At 73.3% G+C, this 15913-nt stretch carries 15 protein-coding genes and 1 pseudogene; 6 read left to right on the forward strand and 10 right to left on the reverse strand.

The window, feature by feature from the left end:
• Positions 1-129: 129 nt before the first annotated feature.
• Complete coding sequence (locus tag ACIGXM_RS16465; protein ID WP_396561321.1) at positions 130-513, forward strand: PPOX class F420-dependent oxidoreductase; 384 nt, start codon at positions 130-132, stop codon at positions 511-513.
• 16 nt (positions 514-529) lie between these two features.
• Here the strand turns inward: ACIGXM_RS16465 and ACIGXM_RS16470 are convergent, their stop codons facing one another.
• Entirely contained in the window at positions 530-985 is a 456-nt protein-coding gene (locus ACIGXM_RS16470; RefSeq protein WP_396561323.1) for a MarR family winged helix-turn-helix transcriptional regulator, read from the reverse strand.
• An 89-nt stretch (positions 986-1074) separates the two neighbouring features.
• Between ACIGXM_RS16470 and ACIGXM_RS16475 the strand changes: the two genes are divergently transcribed.
• Positions 1075-1449: a cupin domain-containing protein gene (locus tag ACIGXM_RS16475; RefSeq protein ID WP_396561325.1), complete on the forward strand. Its 375-nt coding sequence runs from the start codon at positions 1075-1077 to the stop codon at positions 1447-1449.
• Between the two features lie 81 nt (positions 1450-1530).
• On the opposite strand, the gene ACIGXM_RS16480 is transcribed toward ACIGXM_RS16475, so the two are convergent.
• A complete protein-coding gene (locus tag ACIGXM_RS16480) occupies positions 1531-3252 on the reverse strand; it encodes an AMP-binding protein (RefSeq protein WP_396561327.1) in 1722 nt (573 codons plus the stop codon).
• 56 nt (positions 3253-3308) lie between these two features.
• Positions 3309-4106, reverse strand: a complete 798-nt coding sequence (locus ACIGXM_RS16485) for an SGNH/GDSL hydrolase family protein (protein ID WP_396561329.1) — start codon at positions 4104-4106, stop codon at positions 3309-3311.
• A gap of 103 nt (positions 4107-4209) precedes the next feature.
• Here ACIGXM_RS16485 and ACIGXM_RS16490 point away from each other — a divergent pair, with 103 nt between their 5' ends.
• Positions 4210-5667 carry a phytoene desaturase family protein gene (locus tag ACIGXM_RS16490; RefSeq protein ID WP_396561331.1) on the forward strand — a complete coding sequence of 486 codons (1458 nt, stop codon included), beginning with the start codon at positions 4210-4212 and terminating at the stop codon, positions 5665-5667.
• 95 nt (positions 5668-5762) lie between these two features.
• Here ACIGXM_RS16490 and ACIGXM_RS16495 read toward each other — a convergent pair.
• Positions 5763-6122, reverse strand: a pseudogene (locus ACIGXM_RS16495) (winged helix-turn-helix transcriptional regulator); the annotation flags it as partial.
• Positions 6123-6213: 91 nt separating this feature from the next.
• Between ACIGXM_RS16495 and ACIGXM_RS16500 the strand changes: the two are divergent.
• Positions 6214-7425 carry a pyridoxal phosphate-dependent aminotransferase gene (locus ACIGXM_RS16500; protein WP_396561333.1) on the forward strand — a complete coding sequence of 404 codons (1212 nt, stop codon included), beginning with the start codon at positions 6214-6216 and terminating at the stop codon, positions 7423-7425.
• A 238-nt stretch (positions 7426-7663) separates the two neighbouring features.
• Entirely contained in the window at positions 7664-10231 is a 2568-nt protein-coding gene (locus ACIGXM_RS16505; RefSeq protein WP_396561335.1) for a germacradienol/geosmin synthase, read from the forward strand.
• A 90-nt stretch (positions 10232-10321) separates the two neighbouring features.
• Here ACIGXM_RS16505 and ACIGXM_RS16510 read toward each other — a convergent pair whose 3' ends face one another.
• From ACIGXM_RS16510 to ACIGXM_RS16520, 3 genes are all read right to left on the reverse strand, one after another.
• Positions 10322-10597, reverse strand: coding sequence for a hypothetical protein (locus ACIGXM_RS16510; RefSeq protein ID WP_396561336.1), 276 nt, complete (start codon positions 10595-10597; stop codon positions 10322-10324).
• A 72-nt stretch (positions 10598-10669) separates the two neighbouring features.
• Positions 10670-11005 (reverse strand): YnfA family protein, encoded by a 336-nt coding sequence (locus ACIGXM_RS16515; RefSeq protein WP_396561338.1) that lies wholly within the window; start codon positions 11003-11005, stop codon positions 10670-10672.
• A 37-nt stretch (positions 11006-11042) separates the two neighbouring features.
• On the reverse strand, positions 11043-11651 hold the full coding sequence (locus ACIGXM_RS16520; RefSeq protein WP_396561340.1) for a TetR/AcrR family transcriptional regulator: 609 nt from the start codon (positions 11649-11651) through the stop codon (positions 11043-11045).
• 129 nt (positions 11652-11780) lie between these two features.
• Between ACIGXM_RS16520 and ACIGXM_RS16525 the strand changes: the two genes are divergently transcribed.
• Positions 11781-12269 carry a peroxiredoxin gene (locus tag ACIGXM_RS16525; RefSeq protein WP_396561342.1) on the forward strand — a complete coding sequence of 163 codons (489 nt, stop codon included), beginning with the start codon at positions 11781-11783 and terminating at the stop codon, positions 12267-12269.
• Positions 12270-12311: 42 nt separating this feature from the next.
• On the opposite strand, the gene ACIGXM_RS16530 is transcribed toward ACIGXM_RS16525, so the two are convergent.
• The 3 genes from ACIGXM_RS16530 to ACIGXM_RS16540 all read right to left on the reverse strand — a co-directional run bounded on the left by ACIGXM_RS16530 (position 12312) and on the right by ACIGXM_RS16540 (position 15872).
• Positions 12312-12956, reverse strand: coding sequence for an MBL fold metallo-hydrolase (locus ACIGXM_RS16530; RefSeq protein ID WP_396561344.1), 645 nt, complete (start codon positions 12954-12956; stop codon positions 12312-12314).
• Positions 12956-14041, reverse strand: a complete 1086-nt coding sequence (locus tag ACIGXM_RS16535; protein ID WP_396561346.1) for an S-(hydroxymethyl)mycothiol dehydrogenase — start codon at positions 14039-14041, stop codon at positions 12956-12958. The genes ACIGXM_RS16530 and ACIGXM_RS16535 overlap by 1 nt, the downstream gene beginning before the upstream one ends.
• A gap of 160 nt (positions 14042-14201) precedes the next feature.
• A complete protein-coding gene (locus ACIGXM_RS16540; protein ID WP_396561348.1) occupies positions 14202-15872 on the reverse strand; it encodes a purple acid phosphatase family protein in 1671 nt (556 codons plus the stop codon).
• Positions 15873-15913: the final 41 nt, after the last annotated feature.

Below are 15913 nucleotides of genomic sequence, written 5' to 3' on the forward strand. Positions count from 1 at the left end.
GCCGGTCACCTTCTCCAGAGTTGCGCTGTCGATCAGAGTTGCACTGCCGGTCCTGCTGGTACGCCCTGCATTCTGGCAGCTTCCGCGCCTTCCCCGGCGGTGTGGCGCGAGGCCCGTACAGTTCGGGCCATGGACGAAGCGCAGCTGGAGCGGCTCAGCCGCGGCAAGTACCTGCTGGTCACCTCGTATCGCAAGGACGGCTCGCCGGTGGCCACCCCGGTCTGGGTGGTCCGGGACGGGCCGGCGCTGGGGGTGTGGACGGCCACCGACTCCTGGAAGGTCAAGCGGATCCGCCGCCGGCCGGACGTGCTGGTCGGCCCGTGCGACGTCCGGGGCAAGCCGACCGGGCTGTCGGTGCCGGCCCGCGCCGAGCTGCTGGACACCGCGGGCACCTCCCGCTACCGCGCCCTGCTGGCCCGCAAGTACGGCGTCCTCGGGCGGCTGACCATGCTCGGCAGCCGGATCCGGCGCGGCACCGAGGGCACGGTCGGGATCCGGCTCACCCTCAGCTGAGCCTCCGGGGCCGGTTTCACCAGAGCGGACGCAGCCGGCCGGACGGGGCGAGCCGGGCCAGTCCGTCGCGCAGCTCGCGCAGTCGGGCCGGCCCCAGCTCGGCCTGCCACGGGCGGACCGCGTCGGCCGCCGCCTCCTCGGCCGCCCGGGTACAGGCCCGGCCGCGCTCGGTGAGCACGATCAGCCGGGCCCGCGCGTCGGCCGGGTGCGGGTGGCGCTCGACGTAGCCCTTGCGGACCAGCTCCTCGACCAGCTGGCTGGCCGCCTGCTTGGTGACGTCCAGGTGCTCGGCCAGCTCACCGACGGTGGCGCCGTCCGGGGCGAGCCGCACGAAGGCGTAGCCGTGCGCCGGGCGCAGGTCGGCGAAGCCGCGCCGGCGGACCCCGTCGTCGATCCGGCGCACCAGGTCGGCCGCCAGGCTCAGCACCAGCGGCGGGAGGCTGAGGGCCACGGGGTCGGGGGCTTCGGTCATGGCGGCCAGTCTGCCACTTGACGAGATAGACAAGTAGCTTGACCATATAGACAAGCAGCTTGACCATTTGCTTCCACGAAGGGACCCCCATGCCCGTCATCACCGCCGCCGAGGGCGCCGTCCACGAGGTGCACGGCGCCCGCTTCACCTCCTACGCCACCAGCGCCACCGGCAGCACCGAACTCGCCGCCTGGCGGCTGGAGATCCCGGCCGGCAGCCGCGGCGTACCGCACACCATCAGCCGGGAGGAGGTCTTCCTGGTCCAGGCGGGCGAGCTGGCCTTCTCGATCGACGACGAGCAGACCACCGCCCGGGCCGGCGACGTGGTGATCGCCCCCGCCGGCTGCCGCCTCGCCGTGCACGGCTCCGAGCGGGAGGCGGGCCGCGCCTGGGTCACCACCCGGCTCGGCCTGCGGGCCGAACTCGCCGACGGCACGGTCCTCAGCCCGCCCTGGGCCGCCTGACGGGGCGCAAGGGCCTGTCTGACAATTCGCGTCGGATCAGCGCGCGGCGTTGGGCGCCCGGCGGGAGTTGTCAGACAGGCCTTAGCCGCGCAGCTCGGGGAACTGGTCGTCGCGCCACTCCCGGGCCGTGGCCGGCAACCCGTGCTCCTCGCGGGCCCGCAGCTCGACCCGGCGGATCTTGCCGGAGATGGTCTTCGGCAGCTCGAAGAACTCGACCCGGCGCACCCGCAGGTAGGGCGCCAGGTCCTGCCGGGCGTGCCGCAGGATCGCCAGCGCCGTCTCGCGGTCCGGCTCCCAGCCGGGTGCGAGCGCGACGTACGCCTTCGGCACCGCGAGCCGGGTCGGGTCCGGCGCCGGCACCACCGCCGCCTCGGCCACCGCCGGGTGCTCGATCAGCACGCTCTCCAGCTCGAACGGGGAGACCTTGTAGTCGGACGCCTTGAACACGTCGTCGGTGCGGCCGACGTAGCTGATGTAGCCGTCCGCGTCACGGCTCGCCACGTCACCGGTGCGGTAGTAACCGCCGGCCGTCACCTCCGCGTTGCGCTCGGGGTCGCCCAGGTAGCCGGTCATCAGGTTGAGCGGCCGCTCGGCGAGGTCCAGGCACAACTCGCCCTCGTCGGCGGCCTTCCCGGAGACCGGGTCCACCAGCACCACCGGCACACCGGGCAGCGGGCGGCCCATCGAGCCGGGCTTGACCGGCGCACCCGGGGCGTTGCCGACCAGCAGGGTGGTCTCGGTCTGCCCGAAGCCGTCCCGGATGGTCAGGCCCCAGTGCTCCTCGATCCGCGCGATCACCTCGGGGTTGAGCGGCTCGCCGGCCGCGACCAGCTCGCGCAACGCGCCCGGGCCGGCCGACAGGTCGCTCTGGATCAGCATCCGCCACACCGTGGGCGGCGCGCAGAAGGTGGTGACCCGGGCCCGGTGCAGCTGCTCGACCAGCCGAGTGGCGTCGAAGCGGGTGTAGTTGTACACGAAGATGGTCGCCTCGGCGATCCACGGCGCGAAGAAGCAGCTCCAGGCGTGCTTCGCCCAGCCCGGCGAGCTGATGTTGAGGTGGACGTCACCCGGGCGCAGGCCGATCCAGTGCATCGTCGTCAAATGCCCGACGGGGTAGGAGATCTGTGTGTGCTCGACCAACTTGGGCCGGCTGGTGGTGCCGGAGGTGAAGTAGACCAGCAGCGGATCGCCGGGCGCGGTACGGGTCTCGAACGGCGACGGCTCCGCCAGGGTGTAGGCGTCGGCGTACCGGGCCCAGCCGGCGGCCTCACCCTCACCCACCGCGATCCGGGTCCAACTCCCCTCCAGGCCCTGGAACTTCGCGGTGTCCGCGACGTTCGCCAGCACGTGCCCCGCCGCACCGCGGGCGATCCGGTCGGCCAGGTCGGCCGGGCCGAGCGCGGTGGTGGTCGGCATGATCACCGCGCCGAGCTTCATCACCGCGAGCATCGCCTCCCACAACTCGACCTGGTTGCCGAGCATCAGCAGCACCCGGTCACCGGGACGCACCCCCTGACCCGCCAGCCAGTGCGCCACCTGGTCGGAGCGGTGGGCCAGTTCGGCGAAGCTGTAGCGGGCCTCGGTGCCGTCCTCCTCGGCGATCCACAGCGCGGTCCGGTCGTTGCCGCGGGCGATCGCGTCGAACCAGTCGACCGCCCAGTTGAACCGGCCCTCGATGGCCGGCCAGGCGAACCGCTCGGCGCCCGGCCGCAGCAGCAGGTCGCGGGCGGAGCGGAAACGCGCCGTCGCGGAGGTCAGTTGAGCGGGGGTCAGCTGAGAGTGGTTACCCGACGTCGTGGTCACGGCAGCCGAGCATACTCACCGCACCCCACCGAGGGGCAGAGTCCGGCCGCGGCCGGTCAGCCCTCGTACGGCAGCAGCTCGGCCCGCTTCGCCGGCCGGCCGTCCCCCGAGGAGCGGCCGGTCAGCCGCCGGACCAGCCACGGGCCGACGTGGATCCGCAGCCAGCGCAGGTCGGACCGCACCCGCCGCCACCGCCCGGCCGGCGGGGCGGGCGGCAGCGCGGCGCGCCAGTCGAAGGCGGCCGGGCGGCCGAGCGCCTGGAGCACCGCCTCGGCGACCCGGCGGTGGCCCTCCGGCGAGAGGTGCAGCCGGTCCTCGGCCCACAGCCGCCGGTCGTCGAAGCAGCCGGCCGAGAACAGATCCACCACCACGGCCCCCGGGTGCGCGGCGACGAACCCCTCGACGAAGGCCTTGAGCCGGCGGATCGCGGGCATCAGCCGGGCACTGCCGGCCATCCGGCGGCTCGGGTCGGTGCTGGTGAAGAGCACCACGGTGGCACCGGTGGCCAGCAGCCGCTCGGCCGCCGCCGCCAGCCGGGCTTCGACCTCGGCGATGTCGCAGCCGGGGCGCAGCACGTCGTTCAGCCCGCCGGCCAGGGTGACCAGCTCGGCCCCCATCCCGGCGGCCGCTGCCAGCTGCTCGTCGCAGATCTGGCCGATCAGCTTGCCCCGGACCGCCAGATTGGCGTACCCGAAGCCGGATCCGCCGTCCTCGGCGGCCAGCGCGGCGGCGAGCCGGTCGGCCCAGCCGCGGTAGTGGCCGTCCGGGAGCAGCTCGTCGCACATGCCCTCGGTGAAGGAGTCACCGACGGCGACGTAGCTCGCGAAGCGGGTGGGGGCGGTGGTCTCGTCCATGGCGGCACGATGCTACGCGCGCCGCGGCGCCCCGGATCGACCGGGGTGCGCCGCGCACCCGGTGGCGGGATGATCACTGTGACCGTCGAGAGGAGCGCGGACCATGACGGACGGCCGGCCGGACGTCGCGGTGGTCGGATCCGGACCGAACGGTCTGGCCGCCGCGATCACCATGGCCCGGGCCGGGCTCGCGGTCGAGCTCCACGAGGCGGCACCGGAGGTCGGCGGCGGGTTGCGGTCGGCCGCGCTCTTCCGCCCCGACGTGCGGCACGACCTCTGCTCGACCGCCCACCCGATGGCCCGGGCGTCCCGGTTCCTGCGCGAGTTCGACCTGGCCGCGCGCGGCGTCGACCTGCTGGTGCCGGAGCTGAGCTACGCCCACCCGCTCCCGGGCGGGCGGGCCGGGCTCGCCTACCGGAGCCTGCGCCGGACCTGCGCGGAGCTCGGACCGGACGGACGGCGCTGGCGCGCCCTGATGGAGCCGCTGCTGCCGCACAGCCGCGGGCTGGTCGACCTGATGCTGTCCGGCCAGCGGAGCCTGCCGGCGGACCCGGTGGCCGCGCTGCTGCTGGCGGCGCGGCTCCCCACCGTCGGCACGCCGCTCGCCCGCCACCAGTTCGCCGGCGAGCAGGCCCCGGCGCTGCTGGCCGGCGTCGCCGCGCACGCCGTCGGTCGGCTGCCCTCGCCGACCGGTGCCGCGGTGGCGCTACTGCTGGGTCACCTGGCGCACGGCACCGGCTGGCCGCTGGTGCGCGGCGGCAGCGACCGGATCGCCCGGGCGATGGCCGCGGACCTGACCGCGCACGGCGGGCGGATCACCACCGGGCGCCGGGTCGCCGACCTGCGCGAACTGCGCGGCGCCCGGGCGGTGCTGCTGGATCTCGGGCCGACGGAGTTCCTGCGGGTGGCGGGAGCGCTGCTGCCCGAGCGCTACCGGCGTGCCCTGCGCGCGTTCCGGTACGGGCCCGGGGCCGCCAAGGTCGACTTCCTGGTCTCGGCGCCGATCCCCTGGGCCGATCCCCGGGTGGGCCGGGCCGGCACGGTGCACCTCGGCGGCACCCAGCGCGAGGTGTTCCGGCAGGAGACCCGGGTCGCCCGGGGGCTGCCCGGCGGACGGCCGTTCGTGCTGGTGGTCGACCCGGCGGTGACCGACCCGGGGCGGGCGGCCGGCGGGGCCCGTCCGGTGTGGGCGTACGCGCACGTGCCGAACGGCGACCCCACGGATCCGGCGGAGCTGGTGACGGCGTCGATCGAGCGGTACGCGCCCGGGTTCGCCGACACCGTGATCGCCCGACAGGCGCGCAGCGCGGCCGCGTTGGAGCGGTACAACCCCAACTACGTCGGCGGCGACATCTCCGCCGGGGCGCTCACGCTGCGGCAGTCCGTGCTGCGGCCGGTGCCCCGCTGGGACCCGTACCGCACCGCCCTGCCCGGGGTGTACCTCTGCTCCGCCGCCACCCCGCCGGGGCCCGGCGTGCACGGCATGTGCGGGTACCTGGCGGCGCGTTCGGCGCTCCGGCGCGAGTTCGGCCTCCGCCGGGCACCGTCGCTCTCGCCCTGACCCCGTCCCCGGGGCGGACCGATCGGCCGCCTGACGACCGGCTGACCGGCTGACCGGCGCCGACCTCAGCCGACGGGCTCGTGCGTCACCGTCACCCAGTGCCCGCGCACCGCGTCCGTCGGCCGGGGCGCGCCGAGCGCGTCCAGCCCCCACTCCCCGAGCGCCGCCACCACCGCGCGCAGCGCCTCCCCACGCGCCGTCAACTCGTAGACCATCCCCCGTGCGGGTGGTTCCATCCGCCGCCGTTGCAGCACGCCCTCGGCCTCCAGCTGCTTCAGCCGGGCCGCCAGGATGTCGGTGCTCACTCCCGGCAGGTCCGCGTGCAGATCGGTGTAGCGGCGCGGCCCGCCCAGCAGTTCACGGACGATCAGGAGGCTCCAGCGCTCCCCCACCGCGTCCAGGGCCCGGGCGACGGCGCAGTACTGGTCGTAGCTTCGGTGTGACTGACGTGACATGGTGATCAGCATAGCCAAAAGGTTGGACTTTCCAAGTGCTTACTTGGTAGAACAAAGCACCAGTGTGGGTGAGGGTCGGGAGGCCGCAGCAATGGAGTATCGCCAGTCCAGCAAGCTCTCGGGCGTCTGCTACGAGATCCGCGGTCCGGTGGTCGACCAGGCGAACGCCCTGGAGGAGGCCGGCCACAGCGTGCTGCGACTGAACACCGGCAACCCGGCCGCCTTCGGCTTCGAGGCGCCCGCCGAGATCCTGCAGGACATCATCCGTCACCTCCCCCAGGCGCACGGCTACAGCGACTCGCGCGGGATCATGCCCGCCCGCCGGGCCGTGGTGCAGTACTACCAGCAGCGCGGGGTGCCCGGGGTCGGCGTCAACGACGTCTACCTCGGCAACGGCGTGTCCGAGCTGATCCCGATGGCCGTGCAGGCCCTGGTGGACGACGGTGACGAGGTGCTGGTGCCCGCCCCGGACTACCCGCTGTGGACGGCGGTGGTCCGGTTCGCCGGTGGCAAGGCGGTGCACTACCTCTGCGACGAGGAGGCCGAGTGGTACCCGGACCTGGCCGACATCGCCGCCAAGATCAACCACCGGACCAAGGCCATCGTCGTCATCAACCCCAACAACCCGACCGGCGCGGTCTACCCGAAGGAGCTGCTGGAGGGGATCCTGGACCTGGCCCGCCGACACGGTCTGGTGGTGTTCGCGGACGAGATCTACGACAAGATCCTCTACGACGGCACCGAGCACCACTGCCTGGCCGCGCTCTCCGACGACGTGCTGACCCTCACCTTCAACGGGCTCTCCAAGTCCTACCGGGTGGCCGGGTTCCGCAGCGGCTGGTTGGTGGTGTCCGGTCCGAAGGAGCACGCCAGGGACTACCTGGAGGGGCTCACCATGCTGGCCGGGATGCGGCTGTGCCCGAACGTCCCGGCGCAGTACGCGGTCCAGGCGGCGCTCGGCGGGCACCAGTCCATCCACGACCTCACCCTGCCGAACGGCCGGCTGACCGAGCAGCGCGACGTCGCCTGGCGGGCGCTGAACGAGCTGCCGGGGGTCAGCTGCGTCAAGCCGAAGGGCGCGCTGTACGCGTTCGCCAAGCTGGATCCGGCGGTGCACGAGATCCACGACGACGAGCGGTTCGTGCTGGACCTGCTGCTCCGCGAGAAGATCCACATCGTCCAGGGCACCGGCTTCAACTGGCCGCGCCCGGACCACTTCCGCTTCGTCACGCTGCCCCGGGCGGACGACCTGGAGACCGCGATCAGCCGGATCGGCCGCTTCCTGACCACCTACCGGCAGTAGTCCTAGCCGGTCCTCCCCCGGCGCGCAGGCGTTCGGTGGATCTTCGCTCGAAAGATCCCGTGCGGCCTCGGCCGCAAGCCGGGCCCGCGCTGCCACACGCGGCTGTACGGCCCGGAGCCTCCTGCCGAGACTGGGCAGGACCGGTCGCACGGCCCGGGTCCGCACCCGGACCGTGCGCGCCGCCGGTCCGGGTGCCGCGCCGACGGTCACCCGCGAGCGACCACGCTGGGGGGCCACGGTGACCACAGGACCTTCGACGCCTTCGACACCTTCGAAGGCGTCGACCGCACAACCCTTCGAACTGCCCGAGTTCTACGTGCCGCACCCGGCGCGCCTCAACCCGCACCTGGAGAGCGCCCGGGCGCACACCAGGACGTGGGCCCGCGCGATGGGCATGCTGGAGGGCTCCGGCGTCTGGGACACCCACGACCTGGAGTCGCACGACTACGCCCTGCTCTGCGCCTACACCCACCCCGACACGGACGCGGCCGAGCTCGCCCTGGTGACCGACTGGTACGTCTGGGTGTTCTTCTTCGACGACCACTTCCTGGAGACCTTCAAGCGCAGCCAGGACCGCGCCGGCGGCAAGGCCTACCTGGACCGGCTGGCCGCGTTCATGCCGATGGACCTCGCCGACGGCTTCCCCGAACCGACCAACCCGGTGGAGGCCGGCCTGGCCGACCTCTGGGCCCGGACGGTCCCCAGCATGTCGCTGGACTGGCGGGCCCGGTTCCGCGAGAGCACCGAGCACCTGCTCAACGAGTCGCTCTGGGAGCTGTCCAACATCAACGCCGGCCGGATCCCCAACCCGGTCGAGTACATCGAGATGCGCCGCAAGGTCGGCGGCGCGCCCTGGTCCGCCGGGCTGGTCGAGCACGCCGTGGGCGCCGAGGTCCCCGCGGTGGTCGCCGGCAGCCGTCCGCTGCGGGTGCTCCGGGACACCTTCGCGGACGGCGTTCACCTGCGCAACGACCTCTTCTCCTACCAGCGGGAGACCGAGGAGGAGGGCGAACTCAGCAACGGCGTACTGGTGCTGGAGACCTTCCTCGGCTACCCCACGCAGCGGGCCGCCGACGCGGTCAACGAGATCCTGACCTCCCGGCTGCGCCAGTTCGAGAACACCGTGGTGACCGAACTCCCCCCGCTGTTCGTCGAGTTCGACCTCGATCCGAAGGCCTGCGCGGACGTGCTGGCATACGTCAAGGGGCTGCAGGACTGGCAGTCCGGTGGCCACGAGTGGCACATGCGCTCCAGCCGCTACATGAACGGTCAACCGGGTGCGGGAGCCCGCGGGGTCGACCCCGCGTTCGGTGGAGCGTTCGGTGGACTCGCCCTGCTCCCGGGCGGATTGGGGGCCTCGGCGGCCGACCTGGTGCGCTCGCTCGGTCTGGCCTCGCCCGGCGGGCCGCGCAACTTCACCCACGTCCCCTACCAGCAGGTCGGCCCGCTCCCACTGCCGGACTTCTACCTGCCGTTCACGCCCCGGCTCAGCCCGCACCTGGAGTCCTCGCGGCGCCATGTCCGCGGCTGGGCCCGGGAGATGGGCCTGCTGGACGAGCAGCCCGGCGACCTCAGCTCCGGCGTCTGGACCGAGGAGCAGCTCGTCCGGTACGACCTGCCGCTCTGCGCGGCCGGCATCGACCCGGACGCCGCCCCCGACAAGCTCGACCTGACCAGCGACTGGCTGCTCTGGGGCACCTACGCCGACGACTACCTCGTCCGCGCCTTCGGCTACTCGCGCGACCTGACCGGCGCGCGGCTCTGCGTGGAGCGGCTCGCCGCGCAGATGCCGCTAGACGCGCTGCCCGGCGACCCCCAGGCGGCCACGGCCGCCACGGCGTTGGAACGCGGCCTGGCCGACCTCTGGGCCCGCACGGCCGGTGCGATGACACCGAGTGCCCGGCAGCGGTTCCGCACCTCGGTCGAGGATATGACGGTCAGCTGGCTCTGGGAACTCACCAACCAGGCCCAGCACCGGATCCCCGACCCGGTCGACTACATCGAGATGCGCCGCAGGACCTTCGGCTCCGACCTCACCATGAGCCTGTGCCGGATCGCCCGGGCGAACGCGGTGCCGGAGGAGGTGTTCCGGGCCGGCCCGATGGTCGCGCTGGAGAACTCCGCCGCGGACTACGCCTGCCTGCTCAACGACATGTTCTCGTTCCAGAAGGAGATCCAGTTCGAGGGCGAGCTGCACAACGCCGTGCTGGTGGTGCAGTCCTTCCTGAACTGCGACATCCCGCAGGCGGCGGCCGTCGTCAACGATCTGATGACGTCCCGGATGCGACAGTTCCAGCACATCGCGGCGCACGAACTCCCGCAGCTCCTGGAGGACTTCGACCTCGACCCGGCCGCCCGCGCGGCCGTCGGGGACTACGTGTCGGACTTGCGGGACTGGCTGTCCGGCATCTACGTCTGGCACCGCGACTGCCTGCGCTACGGCGAGGCGCACCTGGAGCACCAGCCCTCGCCGCGGTTCCGCCGGCCCGGCCGGATCCCGGCCGGGCCGGTCGGCGGCGCGCTCACCGCCTCCGGACCGTTCTCGGACCTGGCGGCGCCGCCCGGCGCGGCCTCCGTCGCGGGTGCGCTCATCGGCGCGGCCGCCGCCGCGTTCCCCGGCTCGCCCTCGTCCGCGGGCGGCAGCCCGGCCGGCACCCAGCCCCCGGGCGGCCCGGCCACCCTCGCGGGCACCACGCGGCCGGTCGTCCCGGCCCCGATCGGCGGCCCGACCGGCCTGGGCACCTCGGCCGCCCGGCTCGCCGACCTCCTCGTCCCCCAGCCCCGCACCCTGACCTCCGCCCCCTGACCCGCCCGCCCCACGCGGACCGCGCGCCCCACCCGGGGCCCGCGGTCCGCCCGTGCCCCCACCACCGACCGCTCCCGCCACCCCACCCCCTCACCGCGCACGCAGCGCGGCCTCGCAGGCTCGGCAGCGGCGGGTGCGCTGCGAGGGCGGGTACCAGGGGTCACCAGGCGCGGCGGGGACGTACGGCTCCCGCTCCAGCGGCCCGGTGTCGATCCCGCAGAAGGTCAGCGGTCCGGGGTCCTCCGGCACCTCCGGATCCGCCGGGGCGGCATGCACCCACCGGATCCGCGCCCCCACGTCGACCTCGCCGCCGCTGAGCACCTCGGTACTCGGCTCCAACTCCATCAGCACGATCACACCGCTCATGCCTCGACCCTGCGCCACCCCACCGCCGACCGCATCCCGGCACCCCACCGCCGGCGCCAGGGGCACCCACCCCTACCGCCCCCGCGGCCCGTACATGATCACCGCCACCCCCGCCAGGCAGATCACCGCGCCGATCACGTCGTACCGGCTCGGGCGGAAGCCGTCGACCAGCACGCCCCACAGCAGCGAGCCGGCCACGAACACGCCGCCGTAGGCGGCCAGTACCCGGCCGAAGTGGCTGTCGGGCTGCAGGGTCGCCACGAAACCGTAGGCGCCGAGGGCCACCACGCCCACGCCGATCCACGCCCAGCCCCGGTGTTCGCGGACGCCCTGCCAGACCAGCCAGGCACCCCCGATCTCCAGCAGGGCGGCGAGCACGAAGAGCAGGGCGGAACGCGTCACGGTCATGACCAGCGAGCTTACGACCCCGGCCCGGCGCCAGGCGCTAACCGGCCCGGAGCAGTTCCCGCACCGCGCGTTCCAGAGTCGCGGCCACCGGCGTCGGGGCGCCCAGCGCGGCGCCGACCATCGCGCCGTCGCGCAGCAGCACCAGCTCGTCGGCGCGCTGCTCGGCCGCCTCCACCGGCAGGCCGGTCTCGGCGAGCAGGCGCGCCAGCAGGCCGCGGAACCACTGCCGGTGCGCGGCGATGGCGAGGGTCACCGGGTGGTCGGCATCCGGGTACTCGGCCGCGGCGTTGATGAACGGGCAGCCTCGGAAGCCCGGCCCGCACATCTCCTCGGCCAGCCGGGCGACCAGCGCCGGCAGCACCTGTTCCGCCGTCAGCCGGGCCAGCACGCTGACCGCCTCGGCACGCACCCGGGCGTCCCACTCCTCGACGTACGAGCGGACCAGGTCCTCCTTGCCCGGGAAGTGCCGGTAGAAGGTGGCCCGGGTGACGCCGGCCTCGGTGATGATCCGGTCCACGCCCACGGCATGGATCCCCTCGGCGTAGAACAGCCGGGTGGCGGCCGCGAGTACGCGCTCGCGGGCCGCGGACCGGCGAGGGACGGGCGGGGCGTCGGCGGAAGCGCTGGTGGCGGCAGACGTACTCACGTCCCCGACCGTACTGCACGAGCGCCCGGCCCCGACCGTGGTGCTGGCGCCGGCACCGCCGCCGGGCTACCATTCGGCACACCGGAAGAACGAACGTTCTATCCACTACAGCCCACGAAGGGTTCCCCGATGGCCAAGTCCCCCGAGGTCGGCTCGCCCGCCCCCGACTTCACCCTCCCCGGCCTCGTCCTCGACGGCGACAGCGAGGGCGGCACCGCCGACCGCCGCGACTACCGGCTCGCCGACGCGGCCGGTGCCCCGCTCGTGCTGGTCTTCTACCCGGGCGACGACACCGCCGTCTGCACCAAGCAGCTCTGCTCGTACACCTCCGACCTGGACCGCTTCAAGGGCCTCGGCGCCACGGTCTGGGGCATCAGCCCGCAGGACCTCGACAGCCACGAGCGCTTCGCGCGCAAGCACCGGCTCGGCTTCCCGCTGCTCGCCGACACCGAGCGCACGGTCGCCAAGGCCTACGGCATCGCGGTACCCGGCCTGGGCCTGCGCCGCTCGGTCTTCATCCTCGACGCCGACGGCACGGTCCGCTGGAAGCACGTCGCGCTGGCCGGCCTGACCTTCCAGCACAGCGACACCCTCACCGCCCAGCTCGCCGCGCTGTGAGCCCAGGGCCCGGGCGGACCACACCGCCCGGGCCCCGCCACCTCAGTGCCCGCGGGCGATCCAGTCCGGCAGGTCCGGCGCCTCCGCGCCGATCGTGGTGGTCTCACCGTGCCCGGTGTACACCACGGTCTCCGGCGGCAGGTCGAGCAGCCGCTCGCGGATCGAGCGGATGATGGTCGGGAAGTCCGAGAACGACCGCCCGGTCGCCCCCGGCCCGCCCTTGAACAGGGTGTCCCCGGTGAACACCGCGTCCAGCGCCGGCACGTACAGGCTGACGCTGCCGGGGCTGTGCCCGGGGGTGTGCCGGACGTGCAGGTAGATCCCGCCGACGACCAGTCGCTGACCGTCCCTCAGGTCCTCGTCGGGGCTGTCGCCCGGGTGGGCCTGCTTCCACAGCGGCAGGTCGTCCGGGTGCAGCAGGATCGGCGCGCCGGTGAGCGCGGCCAGCGCCGGCGCGCCGTTCACGTGGTCGTTGTGGGCGTGCGTGCAGATGATCGCCAGCAGCCGCCGGTCGCCGACCGCCGTCGCGATGGCCTCGGCGTCGTGCGCGGGGTCGATCACCACGGCCTCGCGGTCGTTGGCGATGATCCAGACGTTGTTCTCCACCTCCCAGCTGCCGCCGTCCAGGGTGAAGGTGCCGGCGGTGACCAGGTGTTCGATCTCCGGCTCGGGAGGCATGACCTGCATCAGAACACCACCACCGAACGCAGCACGTCGCCGCCGTGCATCCGGTCGAAGGCCTGCTCGACCTCGTCCAGGGCGATCGTCTCGGTGACGAAGGCGTCCAGGTCGAGGCGGCCCTGGAGGTAGAGGTCGATCAGCATCGGGAAGTCGCGCGAGGGCAGGCAGTCGCCGTACCAGGAGGACTTCAGCGCGCCACCGCGGCCGAAGACGTCCAGCAGCGGCAGCTCCAGGGTCATCTCGGGGGTCGGCACGCCCACCAGCACCACCGTGCCGGCCAGGTCACGGGCGTAGAAGGCCTGCTTGTAGGTCTCCGGGCGGCCGACCGCCTCGATCACCACGTCGGCGCCGTGACCACCGGTCAGCGCCCGGATCTCCTCGACCGGGTCGCTCTTCGAGGAGTCCACCGTGTGGGTGGCCCCGAGCGCGCTCGCCCGGTTCAGCTTCCGCGGGTCGACATCCACCGCGATGATCTTCGCCGCGCCGGCGAGGCGGGCGCCCAGCACGGCCGCGTTGCCCACGCCACCGCAGCCGATCACCGCGACGCTGTCGCCCCGCCCGACCCCGCCGGTGTTGACGGCGGCGCCGAGGCCGGCCATCACCCCGCAGCCCAGCAGGCCGGCCGCGGCCGGCGAGGCGGCCGGGTCGACCTTGGTGCACTGCCCGGCGGCGACCAGGGTCTTCTCCGCGAAGGCACCGATGCCCAGCGCCGGCGAGAGCTTGGTGCCGTCCAGCAGGGTCATCGACTGCTTGGCGTTGTGGGTGGCGAAGCAGTACTGCGGCCGGCCGCGCCGACAGGCCCGGCACTGCCCGCAGACCGCACGCCAGTTGAGGATCACGAAGTCGCCCGGGGCGACCTCGGTGACGCCCTCGCCGACGCTCTCCACCAGGCCGGCCGCCTCGTGGCCGAGCAGGAACGGGAAGTCGTCGTTGATCCCGCCCTCCCGGTAGTGCAGGTCGGTGTGGCAGACGCCGCAGGCCTGGACCTTGACCACCGCCTCACCCGGTCCCGGATCGGGCACCACGATCGTCTCCACCCGCACCGGCTCGCCCTTGCCCCGTGCGATGACTCCCCTGACCTGCTGTGACATCCGGTGGTGCCCTTTCTGCGACCTCTGCGAGGAGCCGAACGGCCCCCCGGGAAGATTCTCTCCCGAGGGACCGCCCATGACGCCCGTCCGTCAGCGGGCGTCGGTCATCGGCCGGATCACCGGGGCGTCGGCCCCGGACCACCAGCGCGTCGGCGCGGGCTCACCAGCCCCAGCCGCCGCCCTCGCCGTCGTCGTCCGAACCGCTGTCCCAGCCCTCGCCCACCGTGCGCACGATGGTGTAGTGGTCGATCCGCTGCCCGGTCTCGGTCAGCGCGGTGACCTTCATCGAGGACTGCTGGCCCAGCCGCGCCGGGGTGACGTCGACCTTGATGAACGAGTAGCCCAGGTAGCGGACCCGGGACCACTCGACCGTCTCGGCGACCTTGGTCTGCCCCTTGGCGTTGTAGAAGGTCTGGATCTCGTCGACCCGGTCCTCGTGGCCCTCGTAGCTCTGCGGCGCGCCGAAGGAGTAGAGGCTGCGGCCGGCGGCGCCCGCGGTCACGTAGACCACGCCGTCCTTCGCCGGCTCCAGGGTGGCGCCGCTCGGGACCGCCTTGGAGACCTTGTTGCCGAGGATCGCGTCGGTCCGCTCGTAGACGTGGTTGTGACCGTTGATCACCAGGTCCACCCGGTACTTCTCGAACAGCGGCACCCAGGCCTCGCGCACCCCGCCCTCGGAGGCGTGGGCGGTGGTGGTCGAGAAGGCGCAGTGGTGGAAGAAGACCACCACGAAGTCGACGGTCTCGTCGCCGCGGAGGTCCTTGAGGGTGCGCTCCAGCCACTTGGTCTGGCGGCCCGCGGTGAGGCCCAGGTTGGCCGGGATCTCGTACGAGACGTCGTTGGCGTCCAGCGAGACGACGCCGACGTTGCCGTAGCGGAAGGCGTAGACGCCGGGGGCCTTGCGCGGCTCCGGGCCGTTGCCCGGCAGGAACCAGCGGCTGTCCTCGCCGCCGTAGCCGTTGTGCGAGTACCAGGCCTCCATGTCGTGGTTGCCGTAGGCGACCATCCACGGGATCTTCGAGGCGATCGGCTCGGTCTGGACCAGGAACGCGTCCCAGGTCTTCGCGTTGTAGTCGACCTTGTCGGCGTCCAGGCCCTGGCCGTCCGGGTCGGCGTAGCAGATGTCGCCGGCGTGCAGGTGGAAGGCGGGCTGCTGGGCCAGGATCACGTTGTCGTTGTTGGCCGCATGAACGCTGACGCCCTGGTCGCCGAAGGCGGTGAAGGTGAACGGCTGGTAGACCTTGCCCCAGCGGTGGTCGCGCGAGGGCGCGGTGCGGAAGGTGCCGAGCGAGGAGATGGCCTGCTGGCGCGTCGGGTCGAAGCCCTGGTGGCCCACGCCGTAGTAGTACGTGGTGTCGGGCTCCAGGTCCTCCAGCGCCGCGTGCACGTAGTACTGGTCCAGCGGGGTCTGACCCGGGACCAGCGCCGGCGTGTGCAGCGAGCGGATCTCCGCCCGGACCTCGCACTCCAGGTCCCACGGGGTGCGGCCGTAGCGCACGAAGGGCTTCTTCACCGGCACCGGCACCTGCCAGGAGATCCGGAACTCGCTCTCCGGCTCGGCGCCGAACTGAAGGTGACGGCCGACCGGGACGACCTGCGAGCCGTCCACGGTCGAGGAGGCCCGGTCGGTGACCAGGGTCGGCCCGGCGGCGGGCGCGGCGTACGCCGTACCGCTGTTGATCGCCCCGCCCACCGCCAGGGCGCCGACGGTGATCGCACCGGCGCGCAGCGCCTTCCGCCGGGAGAACCGGCTGCGCAGGTACTCATGCTGCTCGGCCATGCTCATCCGGGCGGCGAGTCGCTCGGGCACGCCCATGTTCGGGATATCCATGGCGCCGACCCAACCAGCAGCCGGTGGCGAACGACAAGGCC

Origin of the sequence: Kitasatospora sp. NPDC052896 (genome assembly GCF_044547075.1) — a bacterium.
Taxonomy (GTDB): Bacteria; Actinomycetota; Actinomycetes; order Streptomycetales; family Streptomycetaceae; genus Kitasatospora.

What these genes read in the sequence shown, in the direction of transcription:
- ACIGXM_RS16465 (WP_396561321.1), top strand. Translation starts at nt 130, where the DNA reads ATGGACGAAGCGCAGCTGGAGCGGCTCAGCCGCGGCAAGTACCTGCTG.
- ACIGXM_RS16470 (WP_396561323.1), bottom strand. Translation starts at nt 985, where the DNA reads ATGACCGAAGCCCCCGACCCCGTGGCCCTCAGCCTCCCGCCGCTGGTG.
- ACIGXM_RS16475 (WP_396561325.1), top strand. Translation starts at nt 1,075, where the DNA reads ATGCCCGTCATCACCGCCGCCGAGGGCGCCGTCCACGAGGTGCACGGC.
- ACIGXM_RS16485 (WP_396561329.1), bottom strand. Translation starts at nt 4,106, where the DNA reads ATGGACGAGACCACCGCCCCCACCCGCTTCGCGAGCTACGTCGCCGTC.
- ACIGXM_RS16490 (WP_396561331.1), top strand. Translation starts at nt 4,210, where the DNA reads ATGACGGACGGCCGGCCGGACGTCGCGGTGGTCGGATCCGGACCGAAC.
- ACIGXM_RS16500 (WP_396561333.1), top strand. Translation starts at nt 6,214, where the DNA reads ATGGAGTATCGCCAGTCCAGCAAGCTCTCGGGCGTCTGCTACGAGATC.
- ACIGXM_RS16510 (WP_396561336.1), bottom strand. Translation starts at nt 10,597, where the DNA reads ATGAGCGGTGTGATCGTGCTGATGGAGTTGGAGCCGAGTACCGAGGTG.
- ACIGXM_RS16515 (WP_396561338.1), bottom strand. Translation starts at nt 11,005, where the DNA reads ATGACCGTGACGCGTTCCGCCCTGCTCTTCGTGCTCGCCGCCCTGCTG.
- ACIGXM_RS16525 (WP_396561342.1), top strand. Translation starts at nt 11,781, where the DNA reads ATGGCCAAGTCCCCCGAGGTCGGCTCGCCCGCCCCCGACTTCACCCTC.
- ACIGXM_RS16530 (WP_396561344.1), bottom strand. Translation starts at nt 12,956, where the DNA reads ATGCAGGTCATGCCTCCCGAGCCGGAGATCGAACACCTGGTCACCGCC.
- ACIGXM_RS16535 (WP_396561346.1), bottom strand. Translation starts at nt 14,041, where the DNA reads ATGTCACAGCAGGTCAGGGGAGTCATCGCACGGGGCAAGGGCGAGCCG.
- ACIGXM_RS16540 (WP_396561348.1), bottom strand. Translation starts at nt 15,872, where the DNA reads ATGGATATCCCGAACATGGGCGTGCCCGAGCGACTCGCCGCCCGGATG.